At 35.0% G+C, this 17,151-nt stretch carries 16 protein-coding genes and 1 other annotated feature; of the genes, 6 read left to right on the top strand and 10 right to left on the bottom strand.

All coding sequences use genetic code 11. The annotated features are described in order from the left end of the window. The first annotated feature begins 2 nt into the window (after window positions 1-2). Window positions 3-1,652: a M4 family metallopeptidase gene (locus ACXKY9_RS25015; protein ID WP_021727967.1), complete on the top strand. Its 1,650-nt coding sequence runs from the start codon at window positions 3-5 to the stop codon at window positions 1,650-1,652. A 77-nt stretch (window positions 1,653-1,729) separates the two neighbouring features. Here ACXKY9_RS25015 and ACXKY9_RS25010 read toward each other — a convergent pair whose 3' ends face one another. The 4 genes from ACXKY9_RS25010 to ACXKY9_RS24995 all read right to left on the bottom strand — a co-directional run bounded on the left by ACXKY9_RS25010 (window position 1,730) and on the right by ACXKY9_RS24995 (window position 7,010). Continuing rightward, window positions 1,730-2,047: a metal-sulfur cluster assembly factor gene (locus tag ACXKY9_RS25010; protein WP_000076422.1), complete on the bottom strand. Its 318-nt coding sequence runs from the start codon at window positions 2,045-2,047 to the stop codon at window positions 1,730-1,732. Window positions 2,048-2,166: 119 nt separating this feature from the next. Then, window positions 2,167-3,858 (bottom strand): methyl-accepting chemotaxis protein, encoded by a 1,692-nt coding sequence (locus ACXKY9_RS25005; RefSeq protein WP_001012196.1) that lies wholly within the window; start codon window positions 3,856-3,858, stop codon window positions 2,167-2,169. 225 nt (window positions 3,859-4,083) lie between these two features. Next, a complete protein-coding gene (locus ACXKY9_RS25000) occupies window positions 4,084-5,778 on the bottom strand; it encodes a methyl-accepting chemotaxis protein (RefSeq protein WP_000878441.1) in 1,695 nt (564 codons plus the stop codon). A 413-nt stretch (window positions 5,779-6,191) separates the two neighbouring features. Continuing rightward, window positions 6,192-7,010 (bottom strand): class I SAM-dependent methyltransferase, encoded by an 819-nt coding sequence (locus ACXKY9_RS24995; RefSeq protein WP_001072233.1) that lies wholly within the window; start codon window positions 7,008-7,010, stop codon window positions 6,192-6,194. A gap of 114 nt (window positions 7,011-7,124) precedes the next feature. Continuing rightward, window positions 7,125-7,395 (top strand) — a binding site (T-box leader). A 50-nt stretch (window positions 7,396-7,445) separates the two neighbouring features. Between ACXKY9_RS24995 and metG the strand changes: the two genes are divergently transcribed. After that, complete coding sequence (metG, locus tag ACXKY9_RS24990; protein WP_000021558.1) at window positions 7,446-9,080, top strand: methionine--tRNA ligase; 1,635 nt, start codon at window positions 7,446-7,448, stop codon at window positions 9,078-9,080. A 41-nt stretch (window positions 9,081-9,121) separates the two neighbouring features. On the opposite strand, the gene ACXKY9_RS24985 is transcribed toward metG, so the two are convergent. The 6 genes from ACXKY9_RS24985 to ACXKY9_RS24960 all read right to left on the bottom strand — a co-directional run bounded on the left by ACXKY9_RS24985 (window position 9,122) and on the right by ACXKY9_RS24960 (window position 13,870). Then, window positions 9,122-9,376: a hypothetical protein gene (locus ACXKY9_RS24985; protein WP_000154132.1), complete on the bottom strand. Its 255-nt coding sequence runs from the start codon at window positions 9,374-9,376 to the stop codon at window positions 9,122-9,124. Window positions 9,377-9,443: 67 nt separating this feature from the next. Beyond that, window positions 9,444-10,346 (bottom strand): EamA family transporter, encoded by a 903-nt coding sequence (locus ACXKY9_RS24980; RefSeq protein ID WP_000410476.1) that lies wholly within the window; start codon window positions 10,344-10,346, stop codon window positions 9,444-9,446. A gap of 141 nt (window positions 10,347-10,487) precedes the next feature. Further along, window positions 10,488-11,930 (bottom strand): sensor histidine kinase, encoded by a 1,443-nt coding sequence (locus ACXKY9_RS24975; RefSeq protein ID WP_000201959.1) that lies wholly within the window; start codon window positions 11,928-11,930, stop codon window positions 10,488-10,490. Then, complete coding sequence (locus ACXKY9_RS24970; protein WP_000148833.1) at window positions 11,908-12,573, bottom strand: response regulator transcription factor; 666 nt, start codon at window positions 12,571-12,573, stop codon at window positions 11,908-11,910. The genes ACXKY9_RS24975 and ACXKY9_RS24970 overlap by 23 nt, the downstream gene beginning before the upstream one ends. Before the next feature lie 364 nt (window positions 12,574-12,937). After that, a complete protein-coding gene (locus ACXKY9_RS24965) occupies window positions 12,938-13,399 on the bottom strand; it encodes a L,D-transpeptidase (RefSeq protein ID WP_000735058.1) in 462 nt (153 codons plus the stop codon). Window positions 13,400-13,429: 30 nt separating this feature from the next. Beyond that, entirely contained in the window at window positions 13,430-13,870 is a 441-nt protein-coding gene (locus ACXKY9_RS24960; protein WP_000388768.1) for a DUF3978 family protein, read from the bottom strand. Between the two features lie 401 nt (window positions 13,871-14,271). Between ACXKY9_RS24960 and ACXKY9_RS24955 the strand changes: the two genes are divergently transcribed. The 4 genes from ACXKY9_RS24955 to ACXKY9_RS24940 all read left to right on the top strand — a co-directional run bounded on the left by ACXKY9_RS24955 (window position 14,272) and on the right by ACXKY9_RS24940 (window position 17,130). Then, on the top strand, window positions 14,272-14,886 hold the full coding sequence (locus ACXKY9_RS24955; protein ID WP_000454752.1) for a DedA family protein: 615 nt from the start codon (window positions 14,272-14,274) through the stop codon (window positions 14,884-14,886). A 230-nt stretch (window positions 14,887-15,116) separates the two neighbouring features. Beyond that, window positions 15,117-15,338 (top strand): helix-turn-helix transcriptional regulator, encoded by a 222-nt coding sequence (locus ACXKY9_RS24950; protein ID WP_000776168.1) that lies wholly within the window; start codon window positions 15,117-15,119, stop codon window positions 15,336-15,338. Next, window positions 15,328-16,035: a DUF3169 family protein gene (locus ACXKY9_RS24945; RefSeq protein ID WP_000837713.1), complete on the top strand. Its 708-nt coding sequence runs from the start codon at window positions 15,328-15,330 to the stop codon at window positions 16,033-16,035. Before ACXKY9_RS24950 ends, ACXKY9_RS24945 begins: the two co-directional genes overlap by 11 nt. Window positions 16,036-16,077: 42 nt before the next feature. Beyond that, window positions 16,078-17,130 carry a site-2 protease family protein gene (locus tag ACXKY9_RS24940; protein ID WP_033676845.1) on the top strand — a complete coding sequence of 351 codons (1,053 nt, stop codon included), beginning with the start codon at window positions 16,078-16,080 and terminating at the stop codon, window positions 17,128-17,130. The last annotated feature ends 21 nt before the right edge of the window (window positions 17,131-17,151 follow it).

The following is a 17,151-nucleotide window of genomic DNA, read 5'->3' as shown; positions in this document are numbered from 1 at the left end:
TAGTGAAAAAGCAAGTTATTTCATCAGCATTAGCGTTAACTGTTATCGTCGGGGGATTTGGAGCGTTTGGGGCAACGACAACGAAAGCGGAAGAACAAAAAATTCAATATCATCAAGAATTTAAAACACCTGCATACATAGGTGAAGAATGGAAAGCACCGGAAGGACTAGATAAAAAAGAGACGGTCTTTCAATACTTAGAGAGTAAGAAAGATATGTTTAAATTAGCAGGAAATATTGAAAAGCATTTTAATATCGTTGGAGAAGAAAAAGACGCTGAATCTGATACGACACATGTGAAGCTAGTTGAGAAACATAATAACATTCCTGTGTACGGTTCTGATCAAACTGTTACACTTGATAAAGAGAATAATGTAAAAGCATTCTTCGGACAAGTTATTCCGAATTTAGATGATAAAAATATTCCTGCAGCTGCAAGCATTACTGCGGAACAAGCAGAAACGATTGCAAAGGCAGATATTGAGAAAGAAATTGGTAAAGTAAAGAGTTATGACGGTGTGAAAAAAGATTTGTTTGTATATGAAAAGGACGGTAATTACTACCTTGCATACTTAGTTAAGGCATCGATTTCAAAACCAGCTCCAGGATATTGGCATTATTTTGTTGATGCAACGAATGGAAATGTTATTGAGAAATATAACGCTGTAGATAACATTACTGGATTTGGTTACGGAGTATTAGGTGCTAGACAATCATTTGAAATTGCTCAAGATACGAAAACAGGACAATTCAACTTGTTTGATGGTAAACGAGGACAAGGCATTCATACATTTGATGCAGAAAATATGGACGAGAACTGGTTTAATTTATTCTCACAATGGCTTGGATATACAGGAGAAGAAGTTGAAAGTAAATCTAAGTTCTTCGAAGATAAAGCTGCAGTTGATGCGCATGTAAATGCAGGGAAAGTATATGATTACTACAAAAAGACATTTAATCGTAACTCTTTCGATGATAAAGGTGCGAAGCTTATTTCAACTGTTCACGTAGGTACAGCTTGGAATAACGCAGCTTGGAATGGTGTGCAAATGATGTATGGTGATGGAGATGGAAAAACTTTCATTCCATTATCTGCTGGACTTGATGTTATCGGTCACGAATTAACGCATGCTGTAACTGAACATACAGCAAACCTTGTTTACAAAAATGAGTCAGGGGCGTTAAATGAATCGTTATCTGATATTATGGGTGTTATGGTTGAGAAGAAGAGCTGGGATTTAGGTGCTGATATTTATACACCTGATAAACCTGGTGATGCGCTTCGCTCTCTTAAAGACCCAGCGTCTATTCCAAACCCATTAAAACCAAGTGAAGGTTACCCAGATCACTATAGTAAACGTTACACTGGAACAGCTGATAATGGCGGCGTTCATATTAACAGCAGTATTAACAATAAAGCTGCATACTTAGTATCTGAAGGCGGGGATCATTACGGTGTGAAAGTAACTGGAGTGGGCCGTGAAGCGACAGAAAAAATTTACTACCGTGCTCTTACGAAATATTTAACTGCAAACTCTGACTTCAAAATGATGCGTCAAGCGGCACTTCAGTCAGCTGAAGATTTATACGGTAAAAACTCTAAAGCTGTACAAGCTGTAACGAAAGCTTATGATGCAGTAGGTGTAAAATAATAAGAGAAAAGACCTGACATCCTAGTCAGGTCTTTTCTTTATCCCGCTATCCGCAAATGATGAAATTTCCACTTTATTTAGTCGCGAATACCTAATGCGATTTTCGCCATACGTGACATACGTTCTTTCGACCACGGTGGATTCCAAACGACATTTACTTCTATTTCATTAACTTCAGGTACGTTTGTTGATAATACTTTTTTAACGTCTGATACGATTTGCCCAGCCATTGGACAACCGATAGAAGTCATAGTCATCGTAATGACAGCATTATTATTTTCATCTGCTGTAACATCATAAACTAATCCAAGATTAACGATATCAACACCTAGTTCAGGGTCAATAACAGCTTCTAAATTGGCAAGTAATTTATTTTCAAATGCTTCTTGTGACATAAGCAGCCCCTCCTACACTTTAATGATATCGATTCTCATTATAACGGAAATGAGCATAATGTGCAGGAAATGAGCTCGAAAAAATATCCCTCTTCGCAAGAGGGATATTTTTTGAACATCTATTCTGTTTTAAAATGAGATACGAGCTGATCTAACTCTTCAACTGTTTGTTTCATTTTTCTAGCAGTTACTGTCATTTCATTCATAACGATAACTTTCTGTTCAGCAGATTGTGCCGTTGCGGCAGTTTCGCTGGATACTTCAGTAGAGATAGAAGCGATGTTATTAAGTGAAGCATTCATTTCTTCAGCACTTGCAGCCATTTCTTCAGCAGTTGCTGATATATCTTGCATTTGAGTAGATACTTTATTTACTTGTTCCACAATTGTTGTGAAAGAAGTACCAGCTTCACGAATAACATTGATACCTTCAAATGCTTCAGAACGGCCTTGAGACATCATAGAGCTAGCAGTTTCTGTATCATTTTGAATTTGATGTAGTAATTGATTAATGTCTGTTGCAGCTGTTTTAGATTGTTCAGCAAGTTTTCGAACTTCGTCAGCTACGACAGCAAATCCTTTTCCTTGCTCGCCAGCACGAGCAGCCTCAATAGAAGCATTTAAAGCAAGTAAGTTTGTTTGCTCAGCAATATTAGAAATAGATTGTACAGCAGTATCAATATATTTCGTATGAGTGATTAGACGTTCAACCACTTCTGACGTAGCATTTACAGCTTCGTGTATTGTTGTCATTTGTGAAACAGATTTTTGGATAACCGTACTTCCATCGCTAGCATGTTCAGATGTGGCAACAGCAAGTTCCGCTACAGATGAAGCAGATTCAGCGATGCGCTGAACACTTACTGCCATATCATCCATTGCAGTTGAACTTTCTTCCATACTAGAAGTTTGTGATTGAATACTTGCATTTAAGTTGGACATCGAGCTTTGGACTCTTAATGTCGCCTCACGTGATGTATTTGTTTTTTCTAGCATATTTTCAGAAGCGGTTTGCACTTCCACTGATGTTTTTTGAACACGATTAATGATATGTTGTAGGTTTTCTAACATTTTATTAAATGATGTTGCGATAGCACCTATTTCATCGTTGCTATTTACTTGTAGACGTGCCGTTAAGTCACCTTCTTGAGAGGCCAATTCTTTTAGTTTCGTGTCAATTTGTTGAATTGGTTTCACCAGTTTACCAGAGAACCACCATGCAAGAATAATTGCAACGACAATACAAATAACAAGTGATAGAAAGACTGCATATTCAATTCCTAGTGAAGATTGATCAATTTGTTCAATAGATTGTTCACGTAATTTAGCTTGTTCATTACTGTACTTTGTGAAGTCACCAATTACTTTATAGACCGTTCCGTTTTCTGAAGAAGCTACTTGTAAAGCTTCTTCCCATTTTTGTTCTTTTGCAAGAGTGAATACTTTTTCTTCAACGAACTTTCTCCAAGTAGACCCTAATTCCATTGTACTTTTTACGGACGAAGAAAGATTTGGATTAGAAAGAAGTTTATCTTTTGAATCCTCAAGACGTTTACTCATCTCATTAAACTTGTCTAATTCGACTTGATCATGTTGTAGTAAATAACCCCTTAAAGCAGATAGCTGTACTTGATAAGCGTCTCCACGTTCTTTCAATTCTGTTGCCAGTGGAGAAATTTCTTTTTGTAATGTTTCAGCTTTACGAGATTGGTCAATAGCAAAAAATAAAATAAAAGCTAAGGCGATGCCAAATAAAGCGCAAATCGTTCCCATCATGAACATAAGTTTTTTTCTGATACTTACAAAATTCATATGATTAAAAGCCTCCTTTGTGAAATCTTAGTATTAGAATTAATAAATGTAAAAAATTGAAAGAAAGCTTTACTCCAGTTGGAATAAAGCTTTCTTATTTCCTTTAGGAATTATAGCAGACGGAATGAGAGATAGAAAGAGATATTTTAAATTGAAAAAAGAGAGACTGTAAAATATTCTTTCCTATACCTTTGGGCTTGTGTCATTACAAGCGAAAGGTTCACTTTAAGCGTTTGTTTTGAAATGAGAGACGAGAACTTCAAGTTCTTGTACGATTGTTTTCATTTCAGATGATTTGTTAGCCACGATACTCATTTTGTTTACTTGATCACCAGCTGAATGTGCTGTTTGTAATGTTTCTGCAGCAACTTCATTTGAAATAGAGGCGATATTATTTAAAGCTGCGTTCATTTCTTCAGAGCTTGCAGCCATCTCTTCAGCAGTTGCAGACATTTCTTGCATTTGCGTAGAGACTTTGTTAATGTGGTTAACAATTTCTGAGAATGAAGATCCGGCAGTACGAATAACAGTAATTCCTTCAGAAGCTTCTGCTTGACCTTGTGTCATCATGTCATTTGCTATTTTAGTATCGGCTTGAATTTGATGCAGTAAATGGTTAATGTCAGTTGCGGCTAGTTGAGATTGTTCAGCAAGTTTTCGAACTTCATCAGCAACAACAGCGAATCCTTTGCCATGTTCACCAGCACGAGCTGCTTCAATAGAAGCATTTAAAGCGAGTAAATTTGTTTGCTCGGCGATATTCGAAATAGATTGAAGTGCAGTATCGATATGATTTGTATGTGTAATGAGTCGCTCAACTACTTGTGATGTAGCGTTAACAGCTTCGTTAATTGTGTGCATTTGTGTAATAGATTTCTCAATGACTTTATTCCCATCATCTGCTTTTTCTGAAGTTGTAACAGCTAAACTAGTAACAGAAGAGGCGGACTCAGCGATACGCTGAACACTCGTTGCCATGTCATCCATTGCAGTTGAACTTTCTTCAATGCTAGAAACTTGTGAACGAATATTGTGTTCAAGAGCATTCATAGTTTCTTGGGTCCTTGCGGTATTTTCCATAGAAGCAGTCGTTTCGATAAATACATTTTCGGAAGCTTCTTTTACACTTGTTGATGTTTGTTGAACTTGTTTTATTATAAGCTGTAAGTTAGTGAGCATTTGATTAAAGGAATTTGCAATGTCACCTATTTCATCTTTACTTGTTACGTGTAATCTAGCCGTTAAATCTCCATCTTGAGAAGCTAATTCTTTTAACTTCTCATCAATTTGTCGAATTGGTTTAACGAGTTTACCAGAGAACCACCATGCTAATAAAATAGACGTTAATGTACATGTAATGAGTGAGAAGAAAATAATATATTGAATAAGTGATGAAGAAGACTCGACGTCAGCAATTAATGCGTCACGTTTCTCATTCTCTTCATTTGTATATTTATTAAAACGACCTAAAAGATCATTTACATAATCTGTTTGTGCTAAAGCAATTTTGGATGCTTCGTCCCATTTTCCTTCACGAGCAAGAGGTAGTACCTCATTATCTATGACGCTACGCCATTTTCCCCCCATTAAAATAGCTTCTTTCATTCCTTCTGGGAGCTTCTTGTCACTTGTTACTTTCTCTCTAGTATCAGCTAATTTTTTCCCTTCTCGGTTGAACTTATCTAATCCTTTTTGATCATGTGATAGTAAATATTCTTGTAAACCAGCAACTTGTGCTTGGAACCAATCGCCACGTTCTTTTAAAATCGTCGCTCTTTTTGATACATCATTTTTTAACGTTTCGATTTCACTTGCTTGATTCATGGCGAATGAAAGAATAACAATAAGAGCAATGCTAAATAAAGAAGAAATGCTTAAGAGTGTGAACAGTAGTTTTTTTCGAATACTAACATATTTCATCGTTACCCCTACCCTCGTTTAAACTGTTTATTATGATTTATAGATATTTAAAACGAAATTAATAAAAACATTATTATGAAGTTATTAATCTGTTCAATGAAAATTATAGCAGATAATGGAAGGAGTCAGATTGATATTAGAAAAAGTTCTTAAAATGTATACATTTGCATATCATAAAATTCATAAATAAATATTAGAAATGCTATTGAAATTTGAAATGACATCATGTATACTTCTAATTAGTTGATAACGATTATCAGTATCAACTAAAACATTACTCTTCGTTATGTTGGTCATACCCCTTTTTGACGACGTAAGTCAGAGACGAAATGTTGAAATATCTTGTGTCCTATTCTACAGAATTATGGTAATCTCCAACCTCAACTTATATGCGTGAGCATGCAAAAAGGATCCTATCCGTGAAGGGATCCTTTTTTGCATGCTGTCGCAATTATTGTATATAGACCAGGGATACGTTCTTCGATTCTTTCCGGTGCAGTAGAAGGGAAGAGCCATCTTTGATGAGGTCCGTGTTCTTCAACTAGTTTTTCAATTTTAAAATGTTCTTCCGCGAGTGTTGTAATGATTTCTCCTAACGTCCAGCGACGGATGGTTGTTTTAGGTAGCGATTCTTTCTGTGCTTCTGTAAGAAGGATGCTATAAGCAACATCATCTTCAATTAATTCTTCATCGAAATAATTTCCACTTGCTCGAAATGATGGATGGTCTACTCCTAATAGCTTTGTGTATATTGGATGGTAATCGCGAAGGATAAGTATTCCACCGGGCTTTAGTAGTTGAGAGATTGTTGTGAAAAGTGGTTTTAAATCTAGAAAGTAATGAAGTACACCAAGTTCCAGTAATACGATATCAAATGATTTGGAGAGATTTACATCTAGTACATCAGAAACGATGTAATGAATAGAGACGCCTGCGGCATCAGCAAGTTCATTTGCATATTTTGCATTACTTGCTGAAATATCAACAACTGTTACGTCAGAGCCTAAAAGGGCGAGTGCGACAGCTTTATTTCCTTTTGAGCCGAGTAAATTAATAATACATTTTCCTTTTGGGGATTTTATGTAAGGTAAATAATGTGCTACTTCGCGCGTGGGATCTTTCATGATTTTTTTCGCATAATCAGCTGGTGCCCCGTGGCGATTCGTCCAAGCTTCATAAGCAGCTGCATTCCAGCTTTTTTCATTTATAGTGCTTAGTTGTTTTTGATTCAATGTTATCACTCCTTTTGTGAACGTATAGTTATTCGGCAGGGGGATGGGATTTCCTTTTCTTTCTGGATAAAAGTTTGATTTTTCCGTGATTAAGTCGTACAATACTTTTTATACGTAAAAGCGTTGAAAAGGAAAAGTAGGATGAACACATTCTTTCCAGAGAGCTTCGGTAGCTGAGAAGAAGCAAGAATATTCATTTGAACAATGGCCTTTGAGCTTCGTCCTGAACTTATCAAATGATAATAGTAGGCGGCGACGAGAGTTGGTACTCGTTATCAAAACCACAGTATAAGAGCATATTGCTCCGTACTTGTTAAGGCTAATTATGTGAGTAATTAGCGAAATAAGGTGGTACCGCGACTGTTTATACAGCCCCGCCCTTATCTTTTTTAAGATAAGGGCGGGGCTTTTTATATTTAAAAGGAGGAATGTAAGATGAGTATTTTTATTGGAGGCGCTTGGCCGTATGCAAATGGTTCGTTACACCTTGGCCATATTGCGAGTTTGTTACCTGGAGATATTTTAGCGCGTTATTACAGGGCAAAAGGTGAGAATGTGCTGTATGTTTCAGGGAGTGATTGTAATGGAACACCGATTGCAATTAGAGCAAAACAAGAAGGTGTGACAGCGAAAGAAATTGCTGATAAGTATCATGAAGAGTTCCAGCGATGTTTTCGTAGCCTTGGTTTTACTTATGATTGTTATACACGTACAGATAGTGAGCACCATCATGAAACGGTTCAAAATGTTTTTTTACGTTTATTAGAAGAAGGACATATTTATAAAAAAACAGTGGAACAAGCGTATTGTGAAACGTGTACACAGTTTTTACCGGATCGTTATGTAGAAGGAATATGTCCACATTGCCATGAAGCAGCAAGAGGAGATCAATGCGATGCTTGTTCTGCTATTTTAGATCCTCTCGATTTGTTAGAAAAGAAATGTAAGTTATGTGGTAGTACGCCATCTGTAGAGGAAACAGAGCATTTCTATTTTGCATTGCATACATTTCAGCAGCAAATTAAAAGAGCTGTAGAAATTGCCAAACAAACAGGGACATGGCGCGACAATGCGATTCAACTAACAGAGAGATATGTAAAGGAAGGATTAATAGATAGGGCCGTATCACGTGATTTACCAATTGGGGTACCAATTCCAGTAGAAGGGTATGAAGATAAGAAAATTTACGTATGGATTGAAGCAGTGACAGGCTATTATTCAGCGAGTAAACATTGGGCTGAAGAAACAGGGAAAGATGATCAAGAGTTTTGGGATAGCGAAGCGAAAACATATTATGTGCACGGAAAGGATAATATTCCGTTTCATTCCGTCATTTGGCCAGCGGTATTACTTGGAATAGGGGAGGAAGCAATCCCGCGTCATATCGTTTCGAATGAATATTTAACAGTTGAAAAAAGAAAATTATCTACAAGTAAAAACTGGGCAGTATGGGTGCCTGACATATTAGAACGCTATGATCCAGATTCTATTCGTTACTTTTTAACCGTCAACGCACCAGAAAATCGCGATACTGATTTTTCATGGCGGGAATTTATTTACAGTCATAATAGTGAATTATTAGGTGCATACGGGAACTTTGTGAACCGGACATTAAAGTTTATCGAAAAATATTATGGTGGTATCGTGACGAAGGGAAGTATTGAGGTAGAGCTGAAAGATAAAGTAGAAGGATTATATAAGCGTGTAGGAGAGGCGATTGAGCAAACTAAATTTAAGGTGGCGCTAGAAACAATATTTGATACAGTACGTTTTGCAAATAAATATTTTGATGAAAAGCAGCCTTGGAAACAAAGAGAAGATGATCCAGTTTCATGTGAAGAAACGATTTATAACTGTGTGTATCTTATCGCTAATTTTGCCCATCTCCTTGAACCATTTTTACCATTTTCAAGTGAAAGAGTTCGAAACACATTGTCGATTGTGAACCGAAATTGGGAACCGCAAAATACGTTGCCAAGTAGAATTGATAGCGTACAGCCATTATTTGAGCGAATCGATGTAAAACAAATTGAGCATGAGATAGAGAAGCTGTATGGAGCGGTAAAATGAGATAGAGAAAAAGACCTTTCAAGTAAATGAAAGGTCTTTTGTTATGCAGTATGATTCTCTTTCTTATCTTTCAAAAAGAAAAGTACAGCAAGGATTACAAGAATAATAGCTGCAATATCATACGTTATTTTAAATGTAGTATTAAAGTTTAAGTACTCTACGAAAGGAGTTTTCACTGCTCCTGCATATATACAAACGGGAACGAGAAGTAAATCGTAAAATTTCTTTTCTTTCATATATCTTATTAGGAAGAAGATACACATAATAGCAAAAAATACGATGCTTAAAATAGTCATTTATACCTCCAGATAAATTTACTTATTTTAATTGCAGTTATATCTTTTATATAAATTCTGTATTTTTTCAAGCGCTGTGCACGCGATTGTGTTTCCTTTCTTTCCTAGCCGTAAGCAGCTGAGGAGTGAAGATCCCAACCAATATAAAAATAATTCCAATCCACTGCATGAACGTTACGACTTCATGTACAAGTGTAATTGAAGCAATAATAGCAGTTGGTAATTCAGCTGCACCTAATATCGTACTAAGCCCTGTTCCAACCTTTGGTACACCGATTGAAAAACAAATGACAGGTACGACAACACCGAACAAGCCGAGGAAGAAAGTATATTTCCATAGGCCAGCTTGCAAAGCACCGTCTGTTAAAAAGGTTGGCGGAAAGAATAGGCATACGATAAGAGTAGCACTTGTTGTCATAAGAAAGCTTTTCGTATAAGGCGGAACATCCGTAGCGACGCGCCCGCTTGCAAAAACATAGAATGAAAAAGAGACAGCAGCTAATAGCCCAAAGATAATCCCTTTCGTAGAAAAACTTTGTCCGAGGCCTTCAAATACACCACCTGCAAACAATGTACCAGCAAATAAAATAAGGATAGATATGATCTTATCGTGGCTTGGAAATGTTCGATTTGCAATGGCTTCGATAATGACACCAATCCAAGTGAACTGAAAGAGTAGGACGACAGCGATAGATGCGGGTAGTTCTTCTACAGAAATAGCGTAAAAAATCCCAGTCATACTCATTGTTGTTCCGACGGTTAGTAATGAAAAAAATTGTTTTTTTGTTACTTTATGATGTGAAAAGAAAAGAACGAGTAGAAATAGTCCAATCCATCCGAAGACATATTGTCCCCCTAGGAGTTGATGTGCTGAAAATCCATTTATGAATCCGAGTTTGAAAATAGTTGAAAGTATGCCGTAGCTGCAAGCACCGAATAAAACGAGCAATGAATATTTAAACTTTTCCATAAAAAATCCTCCTTTTAAGTAATAAAAAACGCCCGCTATCCAAATAAGGATAACGGGCGAACGAAACAGAGTAAGACACTCTACAAAATTCCGCCACTCACACATGAAGTATGAGTTTGGGGTATGTAATTATAGTGAATGTTACATTGCTTTTGGGAATACAATGGAGCATTTTACACCTTGAGCTGTGTTTTGTATCCCGTAAGGAAACTGATGTTTATCTAATATTTGTTTCACGATATATAATCCAAGACCACTACCTTGTACTAACCCGTGTTTATCAGGATTTGCGCGATAGAAAGGCTCAAATAAATGAGCAAGTTTATCTTCATCAATTTGTGAACCTGTATTTAATACTTCTAATGCGTAACCATTTGGTTTTTCATAAAGCTTTATATATACGTGCTGATGGTCAATTGTATAATGAATTGCATTTGAAATAATGTTAAAAATAGCAGTTTGAATAAATTTAGGATCAGCTAAAATTTGTACGTCGTGTTTAATATTAGATTGTACATTTAATTGTTTTACAGATACAAAGTAATCTACTTTCTTCATAACATCCTCAATAATATTAGATAAAGAAATGACTTCTAAATTCGGTTTAAATTGAGGGTTTTGTATTTTGGATAATTCCGACATTTTTTCCGTTAATATGTTAATGTCTTGCATCATCTCGTAGGAACGTTTCAAATACTTATCTCTATCTTTATAAGCTCCAATTCCGTGAATCATGCCATCTAGTTGTCCCATGACGGCTGCGATTGGTGTTTTTAATTCATGGGACACCATAGACATAAATTCTTTACGAGATTGTTCTAATTGTTGTTCCTTCTTGAGCTCGTTTCTTAAATCTTGATTGCTTGCATGTAAATTCTTTACAATATTTGGTACTTGCGAAGCGGCTACTTGCAAATTAAAATCTGTTTGATCTGCATTTTTGTTAAGTAGCTTTTTATCGGAGAAATCAAGATTCATAATATCTTTTAAAGCATCACTCATATATTGAAAAGGTTTGGCAATTAGTTTTGTATAAATTAATGATCCGAGTAGTGATAATGCAAGCATTGTCGCGCCAATATGTGGAGCTAATTGCTGCAACGCATCTGCTAACTTTGGATTATCATTTGTATCATTTGTTTTACTTGCTGCATTTTGTGTATGTAAGGCATCATTATTAGCGGCTTTCTTTTCTGCTTCTGTAGGCGGATTAGAAGTGCTATTTTTCCCCGAAAGATTTTGTGTATGTTCTTTTGCCTTTGCAGTTTGGCTAGGCTGCAAAAGGTGATTGATAGCTGTAGAAAGAGATTTATAATCTATAATAGAAGATTGGAAATTAGAAATACTCCCCTTTGACACAGCTTTATTTTGCTTCGTTTTACTTCCGTCGTTTTGCTTATCTGAATCGGCCTGTTCTGTAGTCGGCGTTCCATTTTCTTTCGCAAAACGTTCTTTATCGTAGTTTGAAGCTAGAAAGTAAATAATTTGATAAAGACAAAGTGATAAAAGAATACAAAATAATAAGGTTTTGATGAAAATATTTTTGGTGATGTTGTCTTTGCTACGATTCGATTTTGTAGCCAATGCCTTTCACCGTTTTAATATAAGGAATTCCTAATTTTTTTCTTAAGTTTTTAATATGTGTATCTATAACTCTTACATCACCATAATGTTCATAGCCCCATACCTTATTCAACAAATCACTTCTTGATAATACTTTTCCTCGATTTTGCAGTAAAGTATAAATAATTTCAAATTCTTTTGTTGTCAATTCAATTTGATTACCATGAACATAAGCTGCATATGCTGTAGAGTTTAACATCAATTCATGGAATTGTAGTATAGTTGCAGCTTCTGCTTCCTTCGTTGCTGCCCTTCTTAATACAGCCTCTACACGCTTAATAAATACAGTGTAATGGAACGGTTTCGTAATATAGTCATCAATACCTAACTCAAATCCTTTAATTTCACTTTCTTCATTATGTAAGCCTGTTAACATAATGATTGGTACATCAGATTGTCCTCGCATAATTTTACAAATACTATAGCCATCTATATCTGGTAACATTACATCGAGGAGGACAAGATCGTATGAATTTTTTTGGAAAAGAAGAATACCTTCTGTTCCGGCACCAACTACATCAACGGTAAAGTTTTGTGCCATTAGAAATTCACGAATCAGTTCTTGTATATCTGGGTTGTCTTCAATCACCAGTATATGCGTCATAGTAACACCTCCTAAATAACGCTTTTTACTGCAATATTCGAATTCATCATTTTTCGAGTGACTCAGATTGTTTATACATATAATAAGCCCCCGCTATAAAATAATCATGAAGGTAGCAAGGGGAATAGTTTAGTGTTACTGAATAATTCAGAATTACAGTAGTTCTATTATAGTATGTATTATAAAATTTATAAAATATTATAACTGTATAATTTTAATATCTACGTTTATCAATGTTTAGATATTAGCTAATCAAATCTATTCCTATTATATATGTAAATACAGTTGTTTTGCTACTGTAAATGAATAAATAAAATAAGCCAAGACATAAAATTCTTGGCTACACATAAATCTTGTTTTTAGGCTATTTTACAGTGACAGTAGCTTGCTGCTGAACGCGCTCAAATAACCAGTGTATATCATTGTTATACATACGAATACAACCAAGTGTTGTCCATTTGCCGATTGCTTGATTATTGTTAGTTCCGTGAATCGCATAAGTTGTTCCGTAAGTTCCTGCCATATTTAATCCGAGCCAACGGTCACCAAGTGGATTACGTGGATCGCCGCCTTTAATTTTTCCTGTATAATAAGGGCGGTTTTTAATTTTATTTACGATTTGAAAAGTGCCTTTAGGTGTAGGTGTTGCAGCTTTTCCAGTAGCGACAGTAAAACTTTTTATAAATTTTCCATCCTGATAATAATCCATTTTATTTAACTGAGTGTCTACGATTAATTGATCTTTCGTTGTAGCTGCCTCTGCACTAGCGAATGGAAGAGTTAAAAATCCTAATGATAATAGTGCGCTTAATAATAATTTTTTCATTGTTATTCTCCTTTTACTATCGTAATAGTCTTACATACAATGAAGTTGTAATCCTCGTAATGCTTTATTTACATTTTCATCTAATGTTTCAAAGAATGTAGTGATTTTGCTGTTGTGTTTGTTGTTATCAATAAGTAATCTTTCATTTAATAAAAGCTCACCACGTAGTCCAAAACTTTGAACTTGAATATTTAGCTCATCTTCATTTTCAGAAATGATTGGTAAGAAATAGTGAAAAGCTTTTGTTGGAATGATGTAGCTTTTGCCAATCATGCTTTCTTGATTTGAATTAATCCATTTTTTCGTGACAATTTTAATATTCTTTTTTGAAACGATAAAAGATAGTGTTGTAGATTTTGTTAAACTTACGTCAAATTCACTTGTTTCACATATTTGTAAATTAAAAACGGTTTCATTTTGATGAGATTCAACATTTGTATTAATAAAATCGTGCATTTTATATGCTTCCATTTCGTATTCACCCTTTTTTCAATTTCGAAAAACGACTTATATTTATTCAAATTAATGCTTAGTCATATATTGGTTAAATTTTTCAACAAATTCCGATATAATCTTACAATACGTATATGAAGCTAATATGAAGTTAGCATGAGTTTGTGATGGTTTTTTATTGAGAACAAAATAAGAAAGCTTTTTTAGTGCTAAAAAATGGATAAAATCTGCATGTTATTAATGCGTCTTTTCGCTATTTCGACTTGGAAAATAATTTTTACTATTTAATAAAGAACGAAAATCATTAGTGTGACCCTTACAAAAATGTAATAAAAATGTAAGCTATTGTGATAGTTATTTCGACAATTTTTTTATACAATAATAGTAAGAAGTTGTACGTGATTGAAAGGAGAGATGACATGGAATGGATTCATGAATTATTTCAGCAATACGGGTATTATGTTGTACTTGTCGGCTTGCTGTTAGAATATATTGCACTTCCGTTTCCGGGAGAGCCAACATTAGCATATGCGGGATTTTTAGCACATAAGGGTGATTTAAGTTTACCGATTTTAATTATTCTATCCTTTATTGGGACAAGTGTAGGAATGACGATTCAATACTTTTTAGGAAATAAATTAGGTATGCCTTTCATTCAAAAGTATGGGAAATACGTATTTTTAACACAAAGAAAAATTGACTTAACGAGAATGTGGTTTGATAAGTATGGGTACTTCCTAATTTTTATTGGTTTCTTTATTCCTGGTGTACGTCATTTCACAGGATACTTTGCAGGAATTATTAATTTACCATTCCGTCGTTTTGCCATTACAATTTATTCAGGCGCTCTATTTTGGGTATCATTCTTCTTAATCGGTGGTTACTGGTTAGGTGGAAACTTACATGATATCTTTGGAGTGCTAGAAGATCATATCGGTAAAATCATTTTTGGAGTTATTGTGATTGTAGCGGTTACGTTGGGTATTCGTTTCCGTAAGCAGTTAAAACGAGTATTACTACAAAACGCAAGTTAATATGAAATCCATTCTATGTCAGAATTTAGGAAGGCAGTGCAAAAGCACTGCCTTTTTTATTTTATTTTTAAGACTATGTTTAATGCACATTTTACATTCTTTATAGGAATTTGATACAGGATAAGAAATAAGTATTTTGTCAATTATTATAGTCGTAATGACAATTATAATTGACAAATATAAGGATATTATTTACAATTGTAATTAAATAAATGAAAAAGAGGGAAGACATGAAGCTTCAAAATCGAGTGAGGGAATTGCGAGCAAAGCATCGTTTATCACAAGGGGATTTAGGGAAAGCGATTGGATCATCACGGCAAACGATTAGTTTAATTGAGCGTGGGGATTATGCACCATCTATCGTATTGTCGTTAAAAATCGCACAAATTTTCAATGTACCGGTGGAGGAAATATTTACGTTAGTAGAGGGGGAAGAGGACGATGAAGAGTAAGAGAAAAAAACAATTTGATTCTGTGGGGAAAATAGCATTAAGTATGATAGGAGGATTTTTAACGTCTTATATAGCTTTAAATTTACTCTCGGATGAACCGAGAAAATTATCATCCAATACATTTATAGGTATATGTACTATTTTTGGAATTTTAATGATGTACTATACTTGGAAGAATACACGTATGTTAGCAGAGGCACGCGATGAAGAAGAGAGCGTACAAGGCAGAAAATTAGGCATTATAAGTATATATTTACGTGTAGGTGATATAGTGACGCAGGCATGGTTTGTATATGCAGTTATTACATGTAGACGTGCACTGTTGCAGGATACAAATGTTTCATTTGCGGTGTGGAATTTAGTAGCTTCTATTGTTTGTTTAACTACTGTAGTAATTATCGGACTCATAACAAAAAATCGTTATAATAAGCTATATCCTGAACAAGGTGTAACGTATATGGAATCTATGAAAATGTGGACGAAAAACGCAGATGAAGGATTAAAGCACATTGTGCATGAGGCTGGATATAAAGCATATGAATTTAAGAATACAATATTGGCATATGTATGGTGGGCTGCCGTTATATATACAGCTGCTAGTAATATCGATTTTGTATTAATTGGCTTAATCTCATTTATTTGGATATTGCATCTTGGGAAGTTCATGTACGAAATGCAAAGGAAAATGATTTATTAAGGGGAGAAAAAGGTGGATATTTTAAGAAGGCCAGCTGGTTCAATGACAGTGGCGTTAATGCTGTCCATTTTATACGGAGTAATCCGAACTGGGAAATTAGAAGTAATTTTGAACCTATGGGCAATAGTTGGAATTTCATTATTAGTGTTAGCCATTCATGAGCTAGGACATGTAGTATTTGGTGTAATAGGTGGTTTAACATTTAAATTTATGACAGTAGGACCCATTACTATTCAAAAAGAAAAGGGAAAATTACGCATTCGAGCAAATAAATTATGGGCTTACTTTGGAGGCGTTGCAACACTAGTACCACCTTCTATAGAGACACCGAATCTTTCGAAAAAATGGGCGTGGCTCACTTTAGGTGGACCAATTACGAGTTTACTGTTTGGTATTACTTCCGGTTACATATACATGGTGAGTTATTATCAATATCTTTTATATTTTTCCTTTTTCCATTTTGCAATCTTTGCGGTTACAATTGTGCCGATAAAAGGAACGCTTATGAGTGATGGGATGCAATTTCTTATTTTAATTAAAGATGATGAAAGAGCTAGAAATCATTTATATGAGATTCAAATATCGAGTGAGTTATTTAGTTATAAAAGACCGAAAGATTGGGATGAAAGATTAGTAGAATTGAGTGAGGAGAAAATAAAAGACAATAAAGGGATAAGAGAGATAATGAGTAGACTTATGCTTGTCTTTTTTGCTCGTGCAGATCAAGAGGGAATGGAAAGAGCGATACCGTATATAGAAAGAATTGTTCAACTACCTGTAACGAAAGAAAATAAGTTTTTCGTTAGCAGTTTTCATAGTTGGTATCTTTTATATAAAGCCCTTTATCAGATGGATAGTCTTTCTTTGCAAGAAGCAAAGGAACATGCAAAGGCTATTACAAAAATGGACTTAAACGGATATTATCGTACACAAGGAATTATCAAATATTTAGAGAATGATCTAGAAGCTTCCCATACTTATATGAAGAAAGCTGATAAAGAATTAAAGAGCGCCGAGAAGAGTGAGATGGGATATTTACAATTAGAAAGAGAATGGTTTGAGCAGTTGAAGGTGAGGGTATCTTACGATGGGTGAGGTATCCTCTTTTTTCTATGT

This window comes from Bacillus sp. 2175 (genome assembly GCF_057812155.1).
The sequence above is the reverse complement of the archived record's forward strand: the minus strand, read 5'-3'. Positions and strand labels throughout refer to the sequence as shown.

Excerpts from the sequence above, each read along its gene's own strand:
- ACXKY9_RS25010 (WP_000076422.1), bottom strand. The coding sequence starts at position 2,047 with ATGTCACAAGAAGCATTTGAAAATAAATTACTTGCCAATTTAGAAGCT.
- ACXKY9_RS25005 (WP_001012196.1), bottom strand. The coding sequence starts at position 3,858 with ATGAATTTTGTAAGTATCAGAAAAAAACTTATGTTCATGATGGGAACG.
- ACXKY9_RS25000 (WP_000878441.1), bottom strand. The coding sequence starts at position 5,778 with ATGAAATATGTTAGTATTCGAAAAAAACTACTGTTCACACTCTTAAGC.
- metG (WP_000021558.1), top strand. The coding sequence starts at position 7,446 with ATGAGTATTTTTATTGGAGGCGCTTGGCCGTATGCAAATGGTTCGTTA.
- ACXKY9_RS24985 (WP_000154132.1), bottom strand. The coding sequence starts at position 9,376 with ATGACTATTTTAAGCATCGTATTTTTTGCTATTATGTGTATCTTCTTC.
- ACXKY9_RS24980 (WP_000410476.1), bottom strand. The coding sequence starts at position 10,346 with ATGGAAAAGTTTAAATATTCATTGCTCGTTTTATTCGGTGCTTGCAGC.
- ACXKY9_RS24970 (WP_000148833.1), bottom strand. The coding sequence starts at position 12,573 with ATGACGCATATACTGGTGATTGAAGACAACCCAGATATACAAGAACTG.
- ACXKY9_RS24965 (WP_000735058.1), bottom strand. The coding sequence starts at position 13,399 with ATGAAAAAATTATTATTAAGCGCACTATTATCATTAGGATTTTTAACT.
- ACXKY9_RS24960 (WP_000388768.1), bottom strand. The coding sequence starts at position 13,870 with ATGGAAGCATATAAAATGCACGATTTTATTAATACAAATGTTGAATCT.
- ACXKY9_RS24955 (WP_000454752.1), top strand. The coding sequence starts at position 14,272 with ATGGAATGGATTCATGAATTATTTCAGCAATACGGGTATTATGTTGTA.
- ACXKY9_RS24950 (WP_000776168.1), top strand. The coding sequence starts at position 15,117 with ATGAAGCTTCAAAATCGAGTGAGGGAATTGCGAGCAAAGCATCGTTTA.
- ACXKY9_RS24945 (WP_000837713.1), top strand. The coding sequence starts at position 15,328 with ATGAAGAGTAAGAGAAAAAAACAATTTGATTCTGTGGGGAAAATAGCA.
- ACXKY9_RS24940 (WP_033676845.1), top strand. The coding sequence starts at position 16,078 with ATGACAGTGGCGTTAATGCTGTCCATTTTATACGGAGTAATCCGAACT.